The following is an 18,591-nucleotide window of genomic DNA, read 5'->3' on the forward strand; positions in this document are numbered from 1 at the left end:
CGAACGCAGCACGGGAGGCGACCATGGCGTATCGGTGGCTTGGGCGGAGCATCTGGACGGCGGCAGTGGCCGCGTTCGGCCTGTCGCCGGGAGCGTGCCTTGTCGCGACCGACGCGGCGCTGCTGCCGCGCAACCTCTCGCCCTGGGGCATGTTCGAGAGCGCCGATATCGTCGTGAAGGCGGTCATGATCGGGCTTGGCTTCGCCTCGCTGGCGACCTGGACGATCTGGCTCGCCAAGACCGTCGAGATTCGCCGCAAGACCATGCTGGCCCGGCAGCGGATCGGCCAACTCGAGCGCGACGCCCAGCTGGCCGAGATCGAGCAGGCGAGCCGCGACGGCAGCGATGCGGTGGCGCAAATCATCCAGTCGGCGTCGCGCGAGGCCACGCTCTCGCGCGGCATGTTCGATGACGGCTTCAAGGAGCGCATCGCGTTGCGGCTGGAGCGGGTCGAAGCGGCGATGTCGCGGCAGATCGCGCGCGGCACCGGCGTGCTCGCCACCATCGGCGCCACCGCGCCGTTCGTCGGCCTGTTCGGCACGGTCTGGGGCATCATGAATGCATTCATCGGCATCTCCGAGGCCCACACCACCAATCTCGCGGTGGTCGCGCCTGGAATCGCGGAGGCGCTGCTGGCGACCGCACTCGGTCTCGTCGCCGCGATTCCGGCGGTCGTGATCTACAATCATCTGACGCGTTCGATCGCGGCCTATCGTGCGTTGCTCGGCGACGTCTCGGTCATGGTGATGCTGCTCGTCAGTCGCGAGGGCGATCGCAGCCTGTTCCGGCTGGCGCGCGCCGCGGAGTAGGCGATGGGCGCGAAGCTCGGTTCTGGCGGTGCATTCGGTAGCCGCCGTCGCGGCGATGACGATCTGGTCGAGTCGCATGAGATCAACGTCACGCCGTTCATCGACGTGATGCTAGTGCTGCTCATCATCTTCATGGTGGCGGCGCCGCTCGCGACCGTCGATCTCGGCGTCGATCTGCCGGCCTCGACCGCAGAGCCGCAGCCGCGGCCGGACAAGCCGGTGTTCGTCACGGTGAAGCCCGACCTCTCGGTCGCAGTCGGCGAGGACGTGATCGCGCGCGACGCGCTGACCGCGACCCTCGACGGCGCCACGCAGGGCAAGAAGGACGAGCGCATCTTCCTGCGTGCCGACAAGGCAGTCGGCTATGGCGACCTGATGGAGGTGATGAACCTGTTGCGCAATGCCGGCTATCTCAAGATCGCGCTGGTCGGCCTCGACGGACGAAGCTAGCGCATGATCCGGAAAAGAGGCTACCGGTTTTCCGGCAAGATCATGCGCAAACAAGACGAATCTCGATGAATGCGTATGCGCTTCATGGTGCGGGCGACGATATCAGGCTGAGGCGGTGGGGCCTGTCGGCGGCCGCGATCCTGGCGGCGCATGCGGCGCTGATCGCGCTCGGCATGACCTGGGTCTCGGCACCGCCGCCGGGCGTCGCGGTGCCGGCGGTGCTGGTCGACCTGACGCCGATTACGTCCTCGCCGGCGATCTCGGAGACCGAGCTGCCGCCGGGCCCGGCGATGCAGGAGGCCGAGGCCGCGCCGCCGGAGCCTGCCGCCGCGCAGCCGGTGCAGCAGGAGATCGCGCCGACGCCGCTGCAGGAGAAGCCCGAGGTGACGGCGCCGCCGGAGCACAAGCAGCAGGCCACGCCGCCGAAGCCCGAACCCACGAAGGTCGTTCCGGAGCGGGAACCCGAACCGATCAAGCCGAAAGTGATCCGTCGCGAGGCCAAGAAGCCGTCCGAGGCAGCGCCGGCACCACGCACCAGCGCGCCGAGCCGGGCCGAGCGTCAGGCGCCGGCGGCATCCGCGATCAGCGCCGGCGCAGCCGCGTCGGCGATCGCGGCCTACAACGCACGCGTTCGCGCGCATTTGCTGCACTTCCATTCTTATCCGGCCGGCGGCAACGGCCAGCGCGGCGTGGTCCGGCTGGTGTTCACGCTCGGCCGCGGCGGGCAGGTGCTGTCGAGCCATCTCGGCGGCTCCTCCGGCAATCCGACCTTCGACGCGCGGGCGCTGGCGATGGTGCGCCAGGCCCAGCCGTTTCCGGCGCTTCCATCCGAGGTCACGCAGGGCTCGATGGCTTTCAGCGTGCCGGTCGCGTTCGTGCCGCGCTAGTACCAAGCCTCACTGACCTAGGCCGCACTTCTTTTCCCGTCATCCTGAGGTGCGAGCGGAGCGAGCCTCGAAGGATGCACGGCCCCGCCGGTGGCCGTCGATCCTTCGAGACGCGCTTCGCGCTCCTCAGGATGACGGGAAAGGCTGAGTTCGCTTCGACCGATGCCCCGCTACTCCTTCACCGCCCCCGTCAGCGACGAGACGTAGTAGTCGACGAACAGCGAGTAGAACAACGCGACCGGCAGCGAGCCGAGCAGGGAGCCCGCCATCAGCGCGCCCCACTGGTAGACGTCGCCGGTGATGAGCTCGGTCAGGATCGCGACCGGCACGGTCTTGTTGGCGCCGCTCTGGATGAAGGCGAGCGCGTAGATGAACTCGTTCCAGGACAGCGTGAAGGAGAAGATGCCGGCCGAGATCAAGCCGGGTACCGCGAGCGGCAGCGTGATCCGCCACAGGATCTGCAGCCGCGTTGCGCCGTCGACCAGCGCGCATTCCTCGAGCTCATAGGGGATCGACTTGAAATAGCCGATCAGCAACCAGGTGCAAAACGGCACCAGGAAGGTCGGATAGACCAGGATCAGCGCCAAGGGTGAATCGAACAGGCCGAACTGCACGATCACGGTTGCCAGCGGAATGAACAGGATCGACGGCGGCACCAGATAGGCGAGGTAGATGCCGAGCCCGACATAGGGGCTGCCGCGGAAGCGCAGCCGCTCGATCGCGTAGGCGGCGAGCGTTGAGGCGAACAGCGACAGGAAGGTCGAGCCGATCGCCACCAGCATGGTGGTCTTCAGCCAGCGCGGATACGACGTGTCGAACAACAGATGCTTGACATGCGCGAGCGTCGGCGAGGTGATCCAGAACGGATTGTGCTCCTTGTAGTTCAAGAGCTCCGCGTTCGGTTTGAACGAGGTGATCGCCATCCAGTAGAACGGGAACAGCAGGATCAGGATGAAGCAGGCGAGCGGCAGATAGATCATCACCACGCGCCGGGCGCGAGAATCCCACGCCATCGTGTCGGGCGTGGCGCTGGCGACGTTGGAGGATTGGGCGGCAACGTCAGTCATTGGCTTCTCCCTGCTGCCATTTGCGGCGGGCGAGGCCGAAGTAGCTGAACAACGTCGCGAACACGAGGAACGGGATCATCGAGACCGCGATCGCGGCACCCTCGCCGAGCTCGCCGCCGGCGATGCCGCGCTGGAACGCCAGCGTCGCGAGCAGATGGGTCGAGTTGACCGGGCCGCCGCGGGTGATGGCGTAGACGAGCTGGAAGTCGGTGAAGGTGAAGATGATCGAGAACGTCATCACGATCGCGAGAATCGGCATCATCATCGGGAAGGTGATGTAGCGGAAGCGCTGCCAGGAGGTGGCGCCATCGAGCATCGCCGCTTCATAGAGCGAGGGCGAGATCGTCTGCAGCCCGGCCAGGAGCGAGATCGCGACGAACGGGATGCCGCGCCAGATGTTGGCCGCGATCAGCGAGAACCTCGCTGGCCAGGGCGAGCCGAGGAAGTCGACATTGCTGTCGCGCAGGTGCAGCACGTCGACCAGCAGATAGGAGATGATCGAGAACTGCGGATCGTAGATCCACCAGAACGCCAGCGCGGAGAGCACCGTCGGCACGATCCACGGCAGCAGAACGATGGCGCGGATCAGGCTCTTGAACGGAAAATGGTTGTTGAGCAGCAGCGCCAGCCAGAAGCCGAGCGCGAACTTTCCGAAGGTTGCGACCGCGGTGTAGAAGATCGAGTAGAACACCGCGTTCCACCACAGGGGATCCTTGAGCAGATACTGGAAGTTCTCGAGCCCGATATAGACACCGCGCTGGCCGATCGTGGTGTCGGTGAAGGCGAGCCAGATGCCGAGGCCGAGCGGATAGGTGAGGAACACCAACAGCAGGCCGACCGCGGGCGCAAGGCACATCACGATCAGGAACGGCTTGTAGTCGAACAGCCGTGCGAGCCAGCCCGGCTGGCGCAGCGCGGCGCCGCGTGAAGGGAGGGTAGTGACAGACATCAGATCCTTATCCCGGTCCGACTTGACGAAGTCATTCCGGGGCGATGCGTTGAGCATCGAACCCGGAATCTTGAGATTCCGGGCACGGTCCTGCGGACCGCCCCGGAATGACCGCGTTGGCTTACCGGCCCTGCCGCCGGAAGTACCGCTTGGCGCGCTGCTCGGCTTCCGCGGCGGCGGCTTCCGGCGTTGCCGCGTCGGTCGCCACCGAGGCGCACATCTGCACCAGCACATAGTCGGCGTTGACCGCACCGGTCGCGGTCGAGATCGGCCCTTTGTAGCCGTTGTAATAGGGGCTCTTCATCGTGTCCTTGAAGATCGCGACCTTGGGATCGCCCGACCACACCGCAGCGTCGGCATAAGCCGCGAGCGGCTGCGACCAGTAGCCGGAGTTGGCATTGAGCCACGGCTCGTACTGCTCTTTCTCCAGCATGAATTGCAGGAACGCCTTCGCTGCGTTGGGATACGGGCTGTGTTTGAACGCCATCGCATTCAGGGTCAGGCCGGACATCGGCGAGGTCGATGCCAATCCCTTGGGCAGGAACTGATGCTCGGTGTCCTCGGCGACCGCCTTGGTCGCGGGATCGTTCTTCAGCGAGAAGTACAGCGAGACGCCGTTGGCGGTCAGGCCGATTTCCTGCGACGAGTAGGCGCGGTTGTTGGAGACGTCGTTCCAGGACGGCGTGCCGGCGATGAAGGTCGGATAGAGCTCCTTTAAATATTTCAGCGCGGCGATCGTCTCCTTGCTGTTGATGATGATATTGCCTTCCTCATCCAGCAGCGCGGCATTGTGCGACCACAACAACCAGTTGGGCGAAGCCGTTGCCGTCGCCGACCGCGTTGCCGAGCGCGAAGCCCGCCGGGTTGCCGGCCGCCTTCAGCTTCTTGCAAAGCGCGAGGATGCCGGCGTGGTCTTCCGGTACCTTGTCGAAGCCGGCCGCATTGACCAGCGACTTGCGGTAGACCAGCGGGCCGCCCGAGGCGCCGAATGGCAGGCCGACCCAGCTCTTCGACTTCGAGCGCATGCCGTAGCGGCGCGCCAGCGTCAGCCATCCGCCGTAGCGCTTGTCGAGATAATCGGCGACGTCGGTCAATTCGATCAGCTTGTCGATATAGATGTGCGGCGCGTCGCCGAAGCCGATGATGATGTCGGGACCGGCGCCGGAGTTCGAGGTCACCGCGGTTTGCTGATTGATGTCTTCCCAGCCGACGAAGTCGACCTTGACCTCGACGCCGGTCTTGTCGGTGAATCGCTTGGCATTGGCGCGGAACACGTCTTCGTCGGCCTGGACGAAGCGCACCGGCCGCAGCATGCGCAAGGTCGCGCCCTTCTCGATCGGCAGCGACGGCGCCGCCACGTCGGCAGCCTTCACCTTCGATGCGTCCTGCGCCGAAGCCCCGGTGACCGCCAGTGCCGCAGCGGACGCCCCCAGCGCCAGCGCGTCGCGACGCGTGATCTCGTACTTCATGTCGTTCGCACTCCCGTTCTTATTGTTTCGTTGTTATTGTTCCTTCCCGGCGTTGGCCGCCGGTGAAGGGTCTTGTGGTCGCGGCGCGCCCGCGCGAAGGGCTCGCATGACGGGTCCTCGCGCGAAGAGCGCATTCCCGCCTTAGCTGTTCGGACCGCGATCCATGCTGACGGGCTGCCAGCGGCGCAGCGCGGTGTCTTGCAGCACCGACGGGTTGACGCAGCTTACCGGCCACATGCCTTGCAGCACTAGTGACAATTCGTAGCCCACCCGGCGCTTGCGCGCCTCGTCAAAACGTGCCGATGCCGAGGCGACATGGGCGGTCAAGGTAACATTGTCCATCCCGAGCATCGGATTGTTGTGCGACGGTGGTTCCTTCTCCAGCACGTCGAGCGCGGCGTGGGCGATCCAGCCCTCCTGCAACGCCTTGACCAGCGATTCCTCATCGACGGTGGCGCCGCGGCCGGTGTTGATGAAGATGGCCGATTTTTTCATCTGACGAAAATGCTTCTCGGTCAGCATGTGGTGCACTTCGGGCCGCGCCGGGGCGTGCATCGAGACGAAATCCGACTGCGACAGCACCTCCGACAGCGTCGAGGGAATCACGCCGTGGTCGTACATCAGCGTTTCCTGAATGAAGGGATCGTAGGCCATCATCCTGAGGCCGAACGGCGCGGCGCGCTTGGCCACCGCGCGGGCGACGCGGCCGAACGAGATGAAGCCGAGCGTCTGGCCCATCAGTCGCGGAATCTTCAGCAGCGCCGGGCGGCCCTCGGCCCAGCGGCCGCTGCGCACCATCTTGTCCTGCTCGATCAGGCGGCGGAAGCCGGCGAGCAGCAGCATCATGGCGTGGTCGGCAACCTCCTCGATGAAGGTGTCGGGGATGTTGGTGACGGGGATGCCGCGGGCGGTCGCGGCCTTGACGTCGACCGAGTCGACGCCGACGCTGCCGAGCGTGATCACCTTGCAGTTCTCGAGCGCATCGATCACCGCTTTGGTGATCGGCATGCCCTTGGCGTAGATCGCGTCCGCGGTGCGTGCCGCGGCGATGAATTCGGCCTCGTTGGCCGGCGCCTCGACGATCTCCGCGCCGATCGGATCGAGCGCCTCGCGCTCATAATCATAGCCGCTGCCGGCGACCGTGAAGCTCGCGCCCTTCGGCGTCACCACCCTGAATTTCGACATTGTCTGCTCCCGATTGAGGTCTTCTGTTCTTGCTTCTTGCTGGTCTGCTTCTTGATGTTCTTGCTTCTCGGAGCGCGGCTTGGATCACCGCTGTCCCTACTTCTACGCGAGCGGCGCTGTTCGCTCCACAATTGCCGGTTGGTCCGCGGCCCGATTCTCCGGGGCTTCTACGGGGAACCTCCGTAACCATCAGGTAAAGGGTCTCACATTACGGTGAGCGGAATCAATCCGCCAATCGCGTCGCGTTCCCCGCCTCTTCTGGAGATCCCCGTGAAGCTGTCAAATCTGAAGATCACCCCCAAGCTCGGCATTCTGGTGGGGGTGACCCTCCTTGGTCTGTGCACGGCCGGCATCCTCGCCGGTCACCTGATGCAGCGTGAGATGACAAATGCACGCATCGACCAGGCCAAGGCCATCGTCGAGATGGCGAAGAACATGGCGGCGGGCCTGAAGAAGGAAGTCGACGCCGGCAAGATGACCAAGGAGGCCGCGCTGGCCGAGTTCGGCAAGCGCGCCAACGCCATGACCTATGACAACGGCGCCGGCTATCTGTTCGGCACCGACTACAACGGCATCACCGTGCTGGCGCCTGATCCGAAGCAGGTCGGAACCAACCGCATGGACGTCGTGACCAATGGCCGCAAGCTCTCGCAGGAACTGATGGACGGCGTGAAGGCCAAGGGCGAGATCCTGCTGTTCTATGATTATGTGAAGCCCGGTCAGGAGACGCCGATCCACAAGCTCGGCTATGCCGTCGCGGTCCCCGGCTTCGACATGTATCTCGGCACCGGCGCCTATCTCGAGGATATCGACGCCAAGATGCGGCCGATCGCGTGGCTGCTCGGCCTTGCGATCCTCGGCATCGGCATCATTTCCGGCTCGGTCGCCTGGCTGATCGGGCGCAGCATTTCCCGGCCGTTGAACCTGCTCGGTGCACGCATGCGCGACATCGCGGACGGCAAGCTCGACGGTGACATTCCCGGCGTCGGCCGTGGCGACGAGGTCGGCGGGATGGCGGCGACCGTGCAGGTCTTCAAGGACAATGCGATCCGTATCCGCGGCCTCGAGCAGGCCGAGGCCGAGACGCAGGCGCGCGCCACCGCCGAGCGGCGCAGCGCGATGCAGGACCTTGCGAGCGATTTCGAGCGCAGCGTGAACGGCATCGTCCGAACGGTGGCCTCCGCCGCCGCCGGCATGCAGACCACGGCGCAGTCGATGACCGCAACTGCCAGCGACGCCAGCGCGCGGGCCGCGACCGTCGGTGCCGCCTCCGATTCTGCCTCCAACAATGTCGGCACCGTCGCCGCGGCGGCCGAGGAACTCTCCAGTTCGGTTGCGGAGATCTCCCGCCAGGTGGCGCGCTCCAGCGAGGTCGCAAGCCAGGCGGTGGCCGATGCCGAGCGCACCAACGCGACCGTGCAGGCGCTCTCCACCGGCGCCGAGAAGATCGGCGAGGTGGTCAAGCTGATCCACTCGATCGCCGCCCAGACCAACCTGCTGGCGCTCAACGCCACCATCGAGGCGGCGCGCGCGGGCGAATCCGGCCGCGGCTTCGCGGTGGTCGCCTCCGAGGTGAAGGCGCTGGCCAACCAGACCGCAAAGGCGACCGAGGAGATCTCGGCGCAGGTCGCCGCAATGCAGGCCTCTACCGGCGAAGCGGTGACATCGATCGGCGGTATCACCGCGACCATCGCGCAGATGAGCGAGATCACCGCCTCGATCTCGACCGCGATCGACCAGCAGGGCGATGCGACGCGCGAAATCGCGCGCAACATCCAGCAGGTCGCGGCCGGCTCGAGCGAGATCTCCGCCCATATCGGCGGCGTCACCACCGCGGCCGCCGCCACTGGCACCGCGGCCGGCGACGTGCTGTCGAACGCACGCGAGCTCGACACCCAGTCCGGCATGCTGCGCAACGCGGTCGACGAGTTCCTGCAGAAGGTACGTGCGGCGTAACGGATTGCGCAGGGTGGGTTAGCTAGCGAAGCGCAACCCACCCAGCGCATTCCACGACTGCGCATCCCCGTCGTCCAGAGGTGCGAGCCTTGCGGCGCAATTGCGCCGCCTGGGCGAGCCTCGAGGATGTGCGGCCCGGCTGGTGGCCGTCGATCCTTCGAGGCGCGCGCAACAGCGCGCACCTCGGATGACGGAATTGGCAGGTGCCGGGAGCAGCCTTTCGCCGCATGGCTACTCCCGGGCCGTCGCAGGGGCGGGCTGCCGAAAATATCGAAAACAACCCCATGCAAAGTAGCCGGTGGCGGCCGGCGGTCGACCAGCCAACTTGACACGTCGGGCAAATCAGTGTCACATTTCTAATATTCAGAAAAATTGACGTTACGATCCCGCCGGGAAGACCTGCGCGACGTGAAAGGCCTTGGTGGTGATGAGCCACCTGCCGTCGATCCGATGAAACACGAGATGGTCGATGAAGCCGGTTTGGCCGGCCCTGACGCGCACCTTGGCGATGGCCAGATCGGACGCGGTCTGGTCGATGCTGATGATGGCCTCCTCGCGCGGCGATTTCATCGACGCCGGCGAGGGACGGCTGCGGATGAAGTCGCGGAATTCCGCGGCCGACCGCACCGTGTGCTTGCCGTCCCGGATGCCGTGTACGATGCAGGCATCGGAGAAGACGTCGCGGAACCGGCTATCGTCGACGTCATACATCAGGTTGAAGTATCCATCGATCGCGGATGCGATGGCCTGGATGTCGCTCATGGCAAAATCTCCGTAGCGGATGATGTGGCGGTGGCCTCACCGGATCGAACCGGTGATCTGCGCCGACAGTGGCCGATATGGTGGCGGAGTGCTACGACTGGCCGGTCATCTCTTGGATGACTGCGAGGCATCGGCATGGACGAAGTTGACGGTCGGCTGGTTGGCGGCCTGGTGGTGCTCGCGGCGCTGGCGGATGCGCGCAGTTTTGGCCGGGCCGCCGAACGGCTCGGCATGACGCAATCCGGGGTCAGCAAGGCGATCGCCAAGCTCGAGGCGCGCCTCGATGCCAGGCTGGTTCACCGCACGAGCCGCGCCGTCGAGCTCACCGAGGAAGGACGCGCGCTGGTCGAGCGGGTTGCCGCGCATCTGGCCGGGATCGGCGAGGCGGCGGCGGAGACCGCGAAATCGCGCGATGCGGTCCGCGGCAGGCTGCGGGTCAATGTCGATCCGCTGTTCTCCCGCATGGTGCTGTCGCCGAAGCTGAGCGAGTTCTTGCTGCAGAATCCGGGCATGGAGCTGCGGATCGAGACCCGCGACCGGATCGCGGATCTGGTCAGCGACGGTTTTGATCTGGCGGTGCGTTTCGGCGAGCCGGCGCCGTCGGCGCTGATTGCGCGCCGCGTCCTCGATGCGCGCGTGCTCACCGTGGCCTCGCCGATCTATCTCGAGCGGCACGGCCGGCCGCTTGATCCGCGGGAGCTGGCGAGCCGCGACCATCAGTGCATCCTGGCCATCGACGCGGCGACCGGGCGTCCCTTCGATTGGGAGTTTTGGCGCGGCGGCGAGGTCGTGCCGGTGGCGGTCAACGGGCGGCTCACCGTGACCGATTCAGGAACCAAGCTCGGCGCTTGCCTGGCCGGCTTCGGCATTGCGCAGGTGATCGATCTCGGCCTCGACGATCACCTGAGGAGCGGCGCGCTGATCGAGCTGTTTCCCGACTGGCCCGACGAGCGTTTTCCGCTCTACGTCTATTACGCTACGCGTAACCACGTGCCGGCCAAGGTGCGGCGGTTCATCGACTTCATCACGGAAACGCTGGCGGCAAAGCCCCATTCGCCACGCAAATCCGCGGGCTTGCGCAAGGCAGGTTAGAGCTTCGGTTCTGATTGAATCAGAACCGAAGCTCTAGATTCTTGCTTTGACGCGTTTTCTTCACGCGAACCGGTGCCCACTCCGCTCGAAAACGCTCTAGCCATATCCCCGGCGTCAGCTAGCCCTTCGCCGATCCTTGCCGTGAGGCGATGATGACGCCGGCGAGCACCAGCGCGTAGCCGATCAGATGGAACGGCGCGAGCGTCTCGCCGAGCAGCAGGATAGCCATCGCCGAGCCGAACACCGGCACCAGATGGAAGAACGGCGCCGCGCGGTTCGGGCCGATCAATGCGACGCCGCGGTTGAAGAACAGATAGGCGAGCGTGGACGGGAAGATCAGCGTGTAGGCCCAGCGTGGCAAAGGTCAGAACGTCGAGCTTCAGCGTCACGCCGTTGGCGAATTCCCACGCCGCCACCGGCAACAGCATCAGCGCACCGCAGCAGGTGGTGAACGAGATCAGCGAGAGCTGATGGATTTTCGGCCGCCGCGGGATCAGCGCCGAATACAGCCCGAACGACACCAGCGAGGCGCCGAACATGATGTCACCGCGGTTGAAGCTGATGCTGGCGAGCGCCGAGAAATCGCCGCGCAGGATGATGGTCAGCACCCCGGCCAGCGAGATCGCGATGCCGGCAAGCTGCGCCGGCGTCAGCCGGACGCCGAACAGGATCAGCGACCACAGCGCCACGAACAGCGGCCCCGCCGACTGGATCAGCAGCGCGTTCAACGCCTCGGTATATTGCATCGCCCAGTAGGAGATCGCGTTGTTGAACGCGAAGCCGACCGCGGACAACAGCAGCATCAGCGGCAGCGCCCTGCGCAGCTTCGGCCAGTCCTCCTTCAGATGGCGGCCAGGCGAACGGCAGCAGGATCAGGAATACGCCGAACCAGCGGATCGTGGTCAGCGTGACCGGCGGCACATGGCTGCCGACATGCCGCGCCAGCACGATATTGGCGGCCCAGAACAGCGACGTCAGGCTGAGCAGCAGATAGGGCTGGTTGTTGAGCCAGTGCAGCGGCTGATACGGGGTTGTGGCAGGTGCGGGCAAGGCGGTCATTATCTGGCGGATGTTGTGCCCGATTCCGCCGCCGCCACAAGACGAAAGAGCGGATTGGAGCCATGCGTGGCCGAGCTTGTCGTCACTCGTTTCACCGCGCGATTCCGTCATCCTGAGGAGCGCGCAGCGCGTCTCGAAGGATGCACGGCCACAGTTGGGCCGTCGACCCTTCGAGACGGCCGCGATGCGGCCTCCTCAGGGTGACGGGGTGATTGCTGAGCTTGCTCCGTGTCATCACCCGCGCATGCGGGTGATCCAGTATTCCAGAGACCGCGGTGCTTGCACCGAGAGGTCCCGGCGTGCCGGTCAAGCCGGGCGATGACAGCGGTGGACGAGGATATAGCCTCACATCCTCTCAGGGTGACGGGGATAGTGTCTTGCTTGCGGCCCTGCGCGGCCTTCAACCTACTTCTGCGGCCCGGATAGCGAGATGTCGCGCTCGGCGCGAAACACGTTGCTGTAGAGATTGGCGATCCATTGCCGTCCGCTGGAGGTGATGTTGAGGTGGCGGATCGCCTTCTGCACATGCGGCGCGACGCTGTCCCAGTAGAAGCGCGGATACAGGTCGACGAGATCGGCCGGCGAATCGTAGCCGAGCTGGCGGTTCAGCCCGGCCTCCTCGAATTCGAGGTACAGCGCGTTGGCCTTGCGGATGTAATGGGGATCGCCGAGCTGGCCGATCAGGTCGGCCGCCCGCAGCAGGCTGGCCTCCTCGCCGAACTCCTCATTCCCGTCCGGCGCGCTCTGCGGAAACCGTGTGCCCTCGATGGCGCGCGCGATGCGCTCCTTGTCGAGGAGGTCGACGCCCTTGAGCCGCTCCATCACGAAGATCTTCGAACGGTCGACGTGATAGGACATCAGCGCCGCATCCGACGAGCCGCGCGGCAGGATCACCTTGCGGCCGTCGGCGGCGACCAGATAGCCGTTGTGGTCGTCGGCGTCGTACAGCCCGCGCACATAGCCGATGTCATGGGTGAGGCAGGCGACGATGACATGCGCATAATCCTCGGCGCTCATGTGCGAGTGCAGCGCGCGGCCGCGCAGGATGGCGTGGCCGGCCAGGGTCACCAGCATGGTGTGTTCGACATTGTGATAGAGCGCGTCGCTGTTGCCGATGCATTCGATCGCGATCCGCGCGATCGAGGGCACCATCTCGACCAGCTGGGTCTGTGAAGAGCCGAACCGGCGCTGCATGTATTCGCCGAGGAATTTGCCGAGCGCGTCGGCCGCAAGTTCGGGAAGGGTCATCACGGCATTGACCTCCGAGATCGGGTGACGAGCTTACGGCCTGCCGGCATTTCAGGGTAGTCCCGCGATGTGACATAATCGTTGCGGCCGGACCGACCCGGCCCGAACTGATGCGACTTTGGGCGGGAGCTGGTGGATGGGTGTCGATCTCCTGAACGTCAAAGGCTTGGGCGAACTGGATCAAGAGGCTCCGGTCGTCATGGTCAACCTGATGCGATTTCGTCAGCGGTCGCTCGACGGCGACGGCTCGGGCTGGGATGCATATCTGCGCTACAGCGCGCTCACCGTCCCCATGATCAAGGCACGCGGCGGCACGCTGCTCTGCACCGGCAGCGCCGAGACGGTCGCGCTGGGCGAGCCGGCCGGCCAGCGCTGGGATTACCTCGCGCTGGTCACCTACCCGAGCGTCGCGGCCTTCCTCGACATGATGACCTCGGCCGACTACGAGACCCGCTGCGACCCGCATCGCCGCAACGGCTGCGAGGAGCACGTCATCATCGCGACGCGTGAGGCCTACAGCAAGTTCAAGGTGGGCGAGTAGCAAGACGCACGTCTCTTGACTGAACCCGTGTACGCCAATCCATCTCCGTCACCCTGAGGTGGCCGCTTCTTCAGCGGCCCTCGAAGGGTCGACGGCCCGACTGTGGCCGATTCATCCTTTGAGGCTCGCAAGCGCTCGCACCTCAGGATGACGGGTCTGACAGATTAGCAAGCGCTGCGCGGCAGGCCGTCTGAACCACCCGGCAGACCTCATCCCTTGATCGTCCCGCGCTGAGCGACGCGAAGGTCGGATAGCTCGTCAGTGCGAAGATCAGGTCGACGGCGTCCTTACGGACCTGCGCTGAGGCATGCCTGCCCGCGATGCGGTCGACCAATGCGGTGACGCCGCGGCGGCGACGCTCGTTGCGCTCGCGCAGGGCTTCGGCGAATTCGGGATCGGTCGCCATCGCGTCGTGCAGGCGGGCGACCGCGGAATCGCGGCTCCAGAATGCGCAGAAGATCTTGACCATGCGGTCGAGCGCGGCGCGCGGATCGGCCATCGCCATGGCGTCGGCGAGCTGATGCAGCCCGCCATGGTGCGCGATCTCGTCGAACACGGCTTCGAGCAGCCCGCGCCGGGAGCCGAACTGGTTATAGACCGTCAGCCGCGTCACGCCGGCGGCCTTCGCCACCGTATCCAGCGAGAAGCGCGCAATGCTCTCGCCTTCGCGCAGCGTGCGCGCGGCGGCCTCGATCACGCGCTCGCGGGTCTCGGCGGCGGCGGCGCTGCGCGCCGGGCTCACATAGCTGCGCGGCGGCATCGGCTGGCCTTGCTTTCGTCGAATTGATTATACATTATGTATATCTAATTTCCAATGCCCATTGGAGCGAGATCATGCAGATCGTCCTCATCATAGCCCTGTCCCTTCACGTCCTGTCATCGGTGTTTTGGGCCGGCTCCAGCTTCACTTTGGCGCGCACCGGCGGCCTCGGTGGCGAAAAGCTGCTGGTTCCGCAAATCGGCGCGGCGACGGTTGCGATCGTGACCGGTGCCACGCTGTGGGCGCATGGTCCATGAAGGTTCGTTCGCGTTGTCGGAGCAGATCCTGGCGGGCGGCGCGCTCGCCGCGCTGGCCGCGATCACCGTGCAGATCATCGTCGGCGGCGGCGCCATCAGGCAGCTGCGCAATGGCGCGGCCGACGCATCAGCCGCACGTTCGCGGCTCGCGGTCGCCCAGCGCATCGCGGCCGGGCTGCTCGCGATCACCGCGCTCTGCATGGGCGCGGCGCGCTATGCGTGAGTTCAAAACTTCCGCACCAGGTCCGGGGTGATCTCTTTCAGGCTGCGGATGCCGAGCAGCGCGAGGTCGCGGTCGATCTCGGCGTGCAGCAGCGAGATCGCGCGCGAGACGCCGGCTTCGCCCGCGACCACCGCGCCGTAGAGGAACGGGCGGCCGATCCAGACGAAGTCCGCACCGAGCGCGAGCGCCTTGATTACGTCGGTGCCGCGGCGGATGCCGCCGTCCATCATCACGGTCATGCTGCCCTTCTGCGCCGCGATCCTCCGGCAGCGTGCGCAGCGCGGAGACGGTGTAGTCGAGCTGGCGGCCGCCGTGGTTGGAAACCATCACGCCGTCGCAGCCATGCTCGCGCGCCAGCCGCGCGTCCTCCGGCGAGATCAGCCCCTTGACCACGAGCTTGCCGCGCCAGCGCTTGCGGATCAGCGCGACGTGTTTCCAGGCGAGCTGGTCGCGGCTGCCGATGTTGCGCATCAAATTCTTGGACAGCACCGGCGGGCCCTGCTTGGCGTCCATGTTCTCGAAATGCGGCATGCCGTGATTGAACACGGTGCGGGCCCAGGTGTTCAGCAGCCAGTCCGGATGGGTGATGGTGTCCCAGAACACCCGCGGCGTGATCTCGAGCGGCACCTGGAAGCCGTTGCGGATGTTGTTCTCGCGGTTGGGCGGCACAGGCACGTCGGCGGTGACGACGAAGGTGACGTAGCCGGCCGCCGCGACGCGATCGACCAGCGGCTCGATCCGCTCGTCGAGCCCGGCGAGATAGGCCTGGTACCAGGCCTGCTGATTGGCGGCGCGGACGTCCTCCAGCGTGATCAGCGAGGAGGCCGAGAGGATCATCGGGACGTTGGCCGCGGCCGCGGCGCGCGCCAGCACGATATCGCCGCGATAGGCGCACAGCGCTGACGAGCCCATCGGCGGGATTCCGAACGGCGAGGCGTAGGTCTTGCCGAACAGCGTCGTGGTCTGGTCGCGGCCGGAGACGTCCTTCAGTACCCGCGGCACGAAGCCGTATTCGTCGAACGCCCTGCGATTGTCTGACCGCGCCACGTCGGTCTCGGCGCCGCCGGAGATGTAGCCGTAGAGGAATTTCGGCAACAGCCGCCGCGCCTGCGGCTCGAAATCGTCGAGCGTGAGATAGCGTCGCAAATGCCGGGGCACGGCACTCGCCGCGCGGTTGACGCTTGCGGGAGGCGGGGAAGGGGCTGCGGTCCGGTCGTGCACGTCGAGTGTTTCCGTTGTTCTTGGTTCTTGGTTGGAGTTTCGGGTTAGCGCCTGCCGCCGCGCCCGACAATTTTCTCGTTGAACGAGTTGACGGACTGACTGACGTCGCTGAGCGTCCTGCGGGTTTCGGCGATCATGGCGCCGGATTTCTTGTCAAAACTCTGGATCAGCTCGCGCAGCGAGATCACGGTCGGCAGCAACTCGCCGCCATATTTGTCGCTACCGAAGCTCTTCAGGAACTTGTCGGCGGACGTCAACTTGCCGTCGACCGCGTCGACGCCGTCCTCGGCGGCATCGATGAAGCCCGCGATCAGCTCGCCACTGCCGGACAGCGAGTTGGTGAAGTTCTCGAGCCCGAGCAGCGAGTCCTTGATGTCGGCCTCGTTCTCGGTGATGACGCGATCGACATTGCGCAGCGCGACGCGCAGCTTCTCCTGGATGCCCATCGTGCCTTCGGCGTCGGCGGTCAGCTCGGGAATGCCGTCGGCGCCGAGCGCAGGCGGCGGAGCATCGTCGGTGCCGCCGGTGAAGGAGATCGAGGCGATCCCGGTGAGGCCCTGGAATTCGAGGCCGACCTGGGTGTCCTTCTTGATCGGGGCGTTGCCCTCAATTCGAGTCATCGCCACCACGCGGTGACGGTCGAGCCTGATCGAGACCACCTCGCCGATCCGCACGCCGGCGAAGTTGACGCTGCCGCCGCGGCGCAGGCCGGAGGCCGAGCCCTCGAACACGACGCGGAACGGCACCATCCGTTTGATGCCGGCATAGCGCTGATAGCCCAGCCAGCCGCCGAGCGAGCCGGCGATCAGGGCCAGCGTCAGGGTGCCGATCACGAGATTGCTGGCGCGCGCCATGCGTTTGGGACCTGTCCGCGAAGCAGACCTCAAGAGATAGCGGATTTGCGGCGGATAGTCACCGCGCTTGTCCTCTTACCTCCCGCTTGCGGGGAGAGGTAGTGGAGAGTCATGCGCTCTGCCTCCGCGACGCCGCGAAGACGCCGGCCAGCACCAGCGCGAAGCCGATGAAATGGAAGGCCTGCGGATGCTCGCCGATGAACACGATCGACATGATGGTGCCGAACACCGGAACCATGTGGAAGAACGGCGCGGCGCGGTTGGCGCCAATCAGCTGCACACCGCGGTTGAAGCACAGATAGGCCACCGTCGAGGGGAATACCGCGACATAGAACAGCGACAGCAGATTGCTGGTGGTGAGCTGCATCACCGGACGCGTGCCGAGTTCCCAGATCAGGAACGGGATCAGCAACAGCGCGCCGCAGCCGAAGGTGAAGGCCGCGACCGACAGGCCATGGATCTTGGGCCGCTTCAGGGTCAGCACCGAGTACAGTGCGAAGATCACCAGCGCGGCGATGAAGATCAGGTCGCCCTTGTTGAACTCGATCTTCGACAGCGTCGTGAGATCGCCGTGCAGCAGGATCACCAGCACGCCGGCGAGCGACAGCAACACGCCGCAGAGCTGCGCCAGCGTCAGCCGCGCGCCGAGCAGGATCAGCGACCACAGCGCGACCATCAGCGGCACGGAGGATTGCAGCAACAGCGTGTTGAGCGCCTGGGTGTGCTCGAGCGCCCAGTATTGCAGCGTGTTGAAGGCGCTGATGCCGGTCATCGACAGCAGCATCATGATGCCGAGATTCTTGCGGATCGCAGGCCAGTCGCTGGCGAGGTGCTTCCAGGCCAACGGCAGGATGATCAGGAACGCCACGAACCAGCGCAGGAACGACAGCGTCACCGGCGGAATATGGCCGGCCGCGAGCCGGCCGACGATGGCATTGCCGGCCCAGCACATCGCGGTGATGCAGAGCAGCAGATATGGCTGGTTGGCGATCCAGGAGCCGGACGCAGGCGTAGTGGTGGAATCGGTGGCAGACATGCGAAAGGCCCGGGTTCACGGCGCCGCGGCCCGCCCGCCCGGCCGTCGCCGGGCCGGTATGGATCGCCCCGGCGCCCCGTCACAGACACGGATTCCGCCGTTCTATCAATGGGGATCGACGCATCGCGACCATGCGCGAAGGCCTCTTACGGAAGGCGCGATGGCGCTTTGCCAGGCCGGTCGGCACACGCCGATCCGCCACAAGCCTCTTGTTTGAGCATGATCTTTCGGGAAACCGCGTCGCACTTTTCCGGATCATGCTCTAGCCGGTCTCCGGCGGCGTGGTCTGGCGCTTGACGATCTGCTCGGCGAGCTCGATCAGGATCCGCTTGGTGTCAGGGTCCTTAACGTCGCGGAACACCCGCAGCATGCGCAGCTCGAGCAGGGATTGCAGCGATTCCGACGCCTGGCCGCCTTGTGTCTGCGCTGTGGCGGCGGGCCGGTGATTGAGGATGTCGGCGGCGATCCCGAGCATCTCGGCGACGGTCGCCAGGCGGCCGGTATCGATTTTGACGGTGCCGTCCACGCCGTTCTTTTGCAGGGAGGCCCCCGCGCACAGGATCTCGGCGAGATCTGCCTGCGACAGCCCGATTGCGCGCCAGCGCGCCTGCACCAGTTGATCGATCTGGTCGTCCTGCGATGTGCTCATGGTGCGCTTGGGCGATCTCCAGCTACGTCCGTCGACAGCATGTCCGCGACGATGATTGGTAGCAAATGGAACAGCGGTTCGTCGCGACGGGACTTCTACGGATCACCCGGGTCGACA

At 65.6% G+C, this 18,591-nt stretch carries 18 protein-coding genes and 2 pseudogenes; 8 read left to right on the plus strand and 12 right to left on the minus strand.

The features are described 5' to 3' along the window. Nucleotides 1–23: 23 nt before the first annotated feature. From exbB to ACVWW1_RS37035, 3 genes are all read left to right on the plus strand, one after another. Complete coding sequence (gene exbB / locus ACVWW1_RS37025; RefSeq protein WP_456659276.1) at nucleotides 24–809, plus strand: tonB-system energizer ExbB; 786 nt, start codon at nucleotides 24–26, stop codon at nucleotides 807–809. A gap of 3 nt (nucleotides 810–812) precedes the next feature. Next, nucleotides 813–1,259 (plus strand): TonB system transport protein ExbD, encoded by a 447-nt coding sequence (gene exbD / locus ACVWW1_RS37030; RefSeq protein WP_456659277.1) that lies wholly within the window; start codon nucleotides 813–815, stop codon nucleotides 1,257–1,259. A 65-nt stretch (nucleotides 1,260–1,324) separates the two neighbouring features. Beyond that, a complete protein-coding gene (locus ACVWW1_RS37035; protein WP_456659278.1) occupies nucleotides 1,325–2,146 on the plus strand; it encodes a TonB family protein in 822 nt (273 codons plus the stop codon). A gap of 170 nt (nucleotides 2,147–2,316) precedes the next feature. Here the strand turns inward: ACVWW1_RS37035 and ACVWW1_RS37040 are convergent, their stop codons facing one another. From ACVWW1_RS37040 to ACVWW1_RS37055, 4 genes and pseudogenes are all read right to left on the minus strand, one after another. Further along, nucleotides 2,317–3,159 (minus strand): carbohydrate ABC transporter permease, encoded by an 843-nt coding sequence (locus ACVWW1_RS37040; protein ID WP_375789772.1) that lies wholly within the window; start codon nucleotides 3,157–3,159, stop codon nucleotides 2,317–2,319. 46 nt (nucleotides 3,160–3,205) lie between these two features. Next, on the minus strand, nucleotides 3,206–4,162 hold the full coding sequence (locus ACVWW1_RS37045; RefSeq protein ID WP_092117360.1) for a carbohydrate ABC transporter permease: 957 nt from the start codon (nucleotides 4,160–4,162) through the stop codon (nucleotides 3,206–3,208). A gap of 121 nt (nucleotides 4,163–4,283) precedes the next feature. Further along, nucleotides 4,284–5,631: pseudogene (locus ACVWW1_RS37050) on the minus strand (ABC transporter substrate-binding protein). A 141-nt stretch (nucleotides 5,632–5,772) separates the two neighbouring features. Beyond that, complete coding sequence (locus ACVWW1_RS37055; protein ID WP_456659279.1) at nucleotides 5,773–6,816, minus strand: C-terminal binding protein; 1,044 nt, start codon at nucleotides 6,814–6,816, stop codon at nucleotides 5,773–5,775. Between the two features lie 270 nt (nucleotides 6,817–7,086). Between ACVWW1_RS37055 and ACVWW1_RS37060 the strand changes: the two genes are divergently transcribed. Further along, nucleotides 7,087–8,772, plus strand: a complete 1,686-nt coding sequence (locus ACVWW1_RS37060) for a methyl-accepting chemotaxis protein (protein WP_456659280.1) — start codon at nucleotides 7,087–7,089, stop codon at nucleotides 8,770–8,772. A 378-nt stretch (nucleotides 8,773–9,150) separates the two neighbouring features. Here the strand turns inward: ACVWW1_RS37060 and ACVWW1_RS37065 are convergent, their stop codons facing one another. Further along, the gene (locus tag ACVWW1_RS37065; RefSeq protein ID WP_207835205.1) at nucleotides 9,151–9,534 is read right to left on the minus strand and encodes a nuclear transport factor 2 family protein; all 384 of its coding nucleotides are present in this window, start codon (nucleotides 9,532–9,534) and stop codon (nucleotides 9,151–9,153) included. A gap of 135 nt (nucleotides 9,535–9,669) precedes the next feature. Between ACVWW1_RS37065 and ACVWW1_RS37070 the strand changes: the two genes are divergently transcribed. Further along, complete coding sequence (locus tag ACVWW1_RS37070; RefSeq protein WP_207835206.1) at nucleotides 9,670–10,626, plus strand: LysR family transcriptional regulator; 957 nt, start codon at nucleotides 9,670–9,672, stop codon at nucleotides 10,624–10,626. Nucleotides 10,627–10,744: 118 nt separating this feature from the next. Here ACVWW1_RS37070 and ACVWW1_RS37075 read toward each other — a convergent pair. Together ACVWW1_RS37075 and ACVWW1_RS37080 are read right to left on the minus strand one after the other, a co-directional pair. Further along, a pseudogene (locus ACVWW1_RS37075) lies at nucleotides 10,745–11,685 on the minus strand (DMT family transporter). A 405-nt stretch (nucleotides 11,686–12,090) separates the two neighbouring features. Then, a complete protein-coding gene (locus ACVWW1_RS37080; protein WP_456659281.1) occupies nucleotides 12,091–12,936 on the minus strand; it encodes a metal-dependent phosphohydrolase in 846 nt (281 codons plus the stop codon). Between the two features lie 133 nt (nucleotides 12,937–13,069). Here ACVWW1_RS37080 and ACVWW1_RS37085 point away from each other — a divergent pair, with 133 nt between their 5' ends. After that, nucleotides 13,070–13,474, plus strand: coding sequence for a DUF1330 domain-containing protein (locus ACVWW1_RS37085; RefSeq protein ID WP_456659282.1), 405 nt, complete (start codon nucleotides 13,070–13,072; stop codon nucleotides 13,472–13,474). 142 nt (nucleotides 13,475–13,616) lie between these two features. On the opposite strand, the gene ACVWW1_RS37090 is transcribed toward ACVWW1_RS37085, so the two are convergent. After that, nucleotides 13,617–14,234, minus strand: coding sequence for a TetR/AcrR family transcriptional regulator (locus tag ACVWW1_RS37090; RefSeq protein ID WP_456659283.1), 618 nt, complete (start codon nucleotides 14,232–14,234; stop codon nucleotides 13,617–13,619). Between the two features lie 74 nt (nucleotides 14,235–14,308). Between ACVWW1_RS37090 and ACVWW1_RS37095 the strand changes: the two genes are divergently transcribed. Next, entirely contained in the window at nucleotides 14,309–14,491 is a 183-nt protein-coding gene (locus tag ACVWW1_RS37095; protein WP_456659284.1) for a hypothetical protein, read from the plus strand. A gap of 13 nt (nucleotides 14,492–14,504) precedes the next feature. After that, entirely contained in the window at nucleotides 14,505–14,714 is a 210-nt protein-coding gene (locus tag ACVWW1_RS37100) for a hypothetical protein (RefSeq protein WP_456659285.1), read from the plus strand. Here ACVWW1_RS37100 and ACVWW1_RS37105 read toward each other — a convergent pair. From ACVWW1_RS37105 to ACVWW1_RS37120, 4 genes are all read right to left on the minus strand, one after another. Further along, entirely contained in the window at nucleotides 14,619–15,872 is a 1,254-nt protein-coding gene (locus tag ACVWW1_RS37105; protein WP_456659286.1) for an alpha-hydroxy acid oxidase, read from the minus strand. The genes ACVWW1_RS37100 and ACVWW1_RS37105 overlap by 96 nt on opposite strands. 107 nt (nucleotides 15,873–15,979) lie before the next feature. Then, nucleotides 15,980–16,789 carry an MlaD family protein gene (locus tag ACVWW1_RS37110; RefSeq protein ID WP_456659287.1) on the minus strand — a complete coding sequence of 270 codons (810 nt, stop codon included), beginning with the start codon at nucleotides 16,787–16,789 and terminating at the stop codon, nucleotides 15,980–15,982. 109 nt (nucleotides 16,790–16,898) lie between these two features. Then, nucleotides 16,899–17,825, minus strand: a complete 927-nt coding sequence (locus tag ACVWW1_RS37115) for a DMT family transporter (protein ID WP_456659288.1) — start codon at nucleotides 17,823–17,825, stop codon at nucleotides 16,899–16,901. Between the two features lie 262 nt (nucleotides 17,826–18,087). Continuing rightward, complete coding sequence (locus ACVWW1_RS37120) at nucleotides 18,088–18,474, minus strand: hypothetical protein (protein WP_176533437.1); 387 nt, start codon at nucleotides 18,472–18,474, stop codon at nucleotides 18,088–18,090. Nucleotides 18,475–18,591 lie beyond the last annotated feature (117 nt).

Source organism: Bradyrhizobium sp. JR3.5 (genome assembly GCF_054057015.1).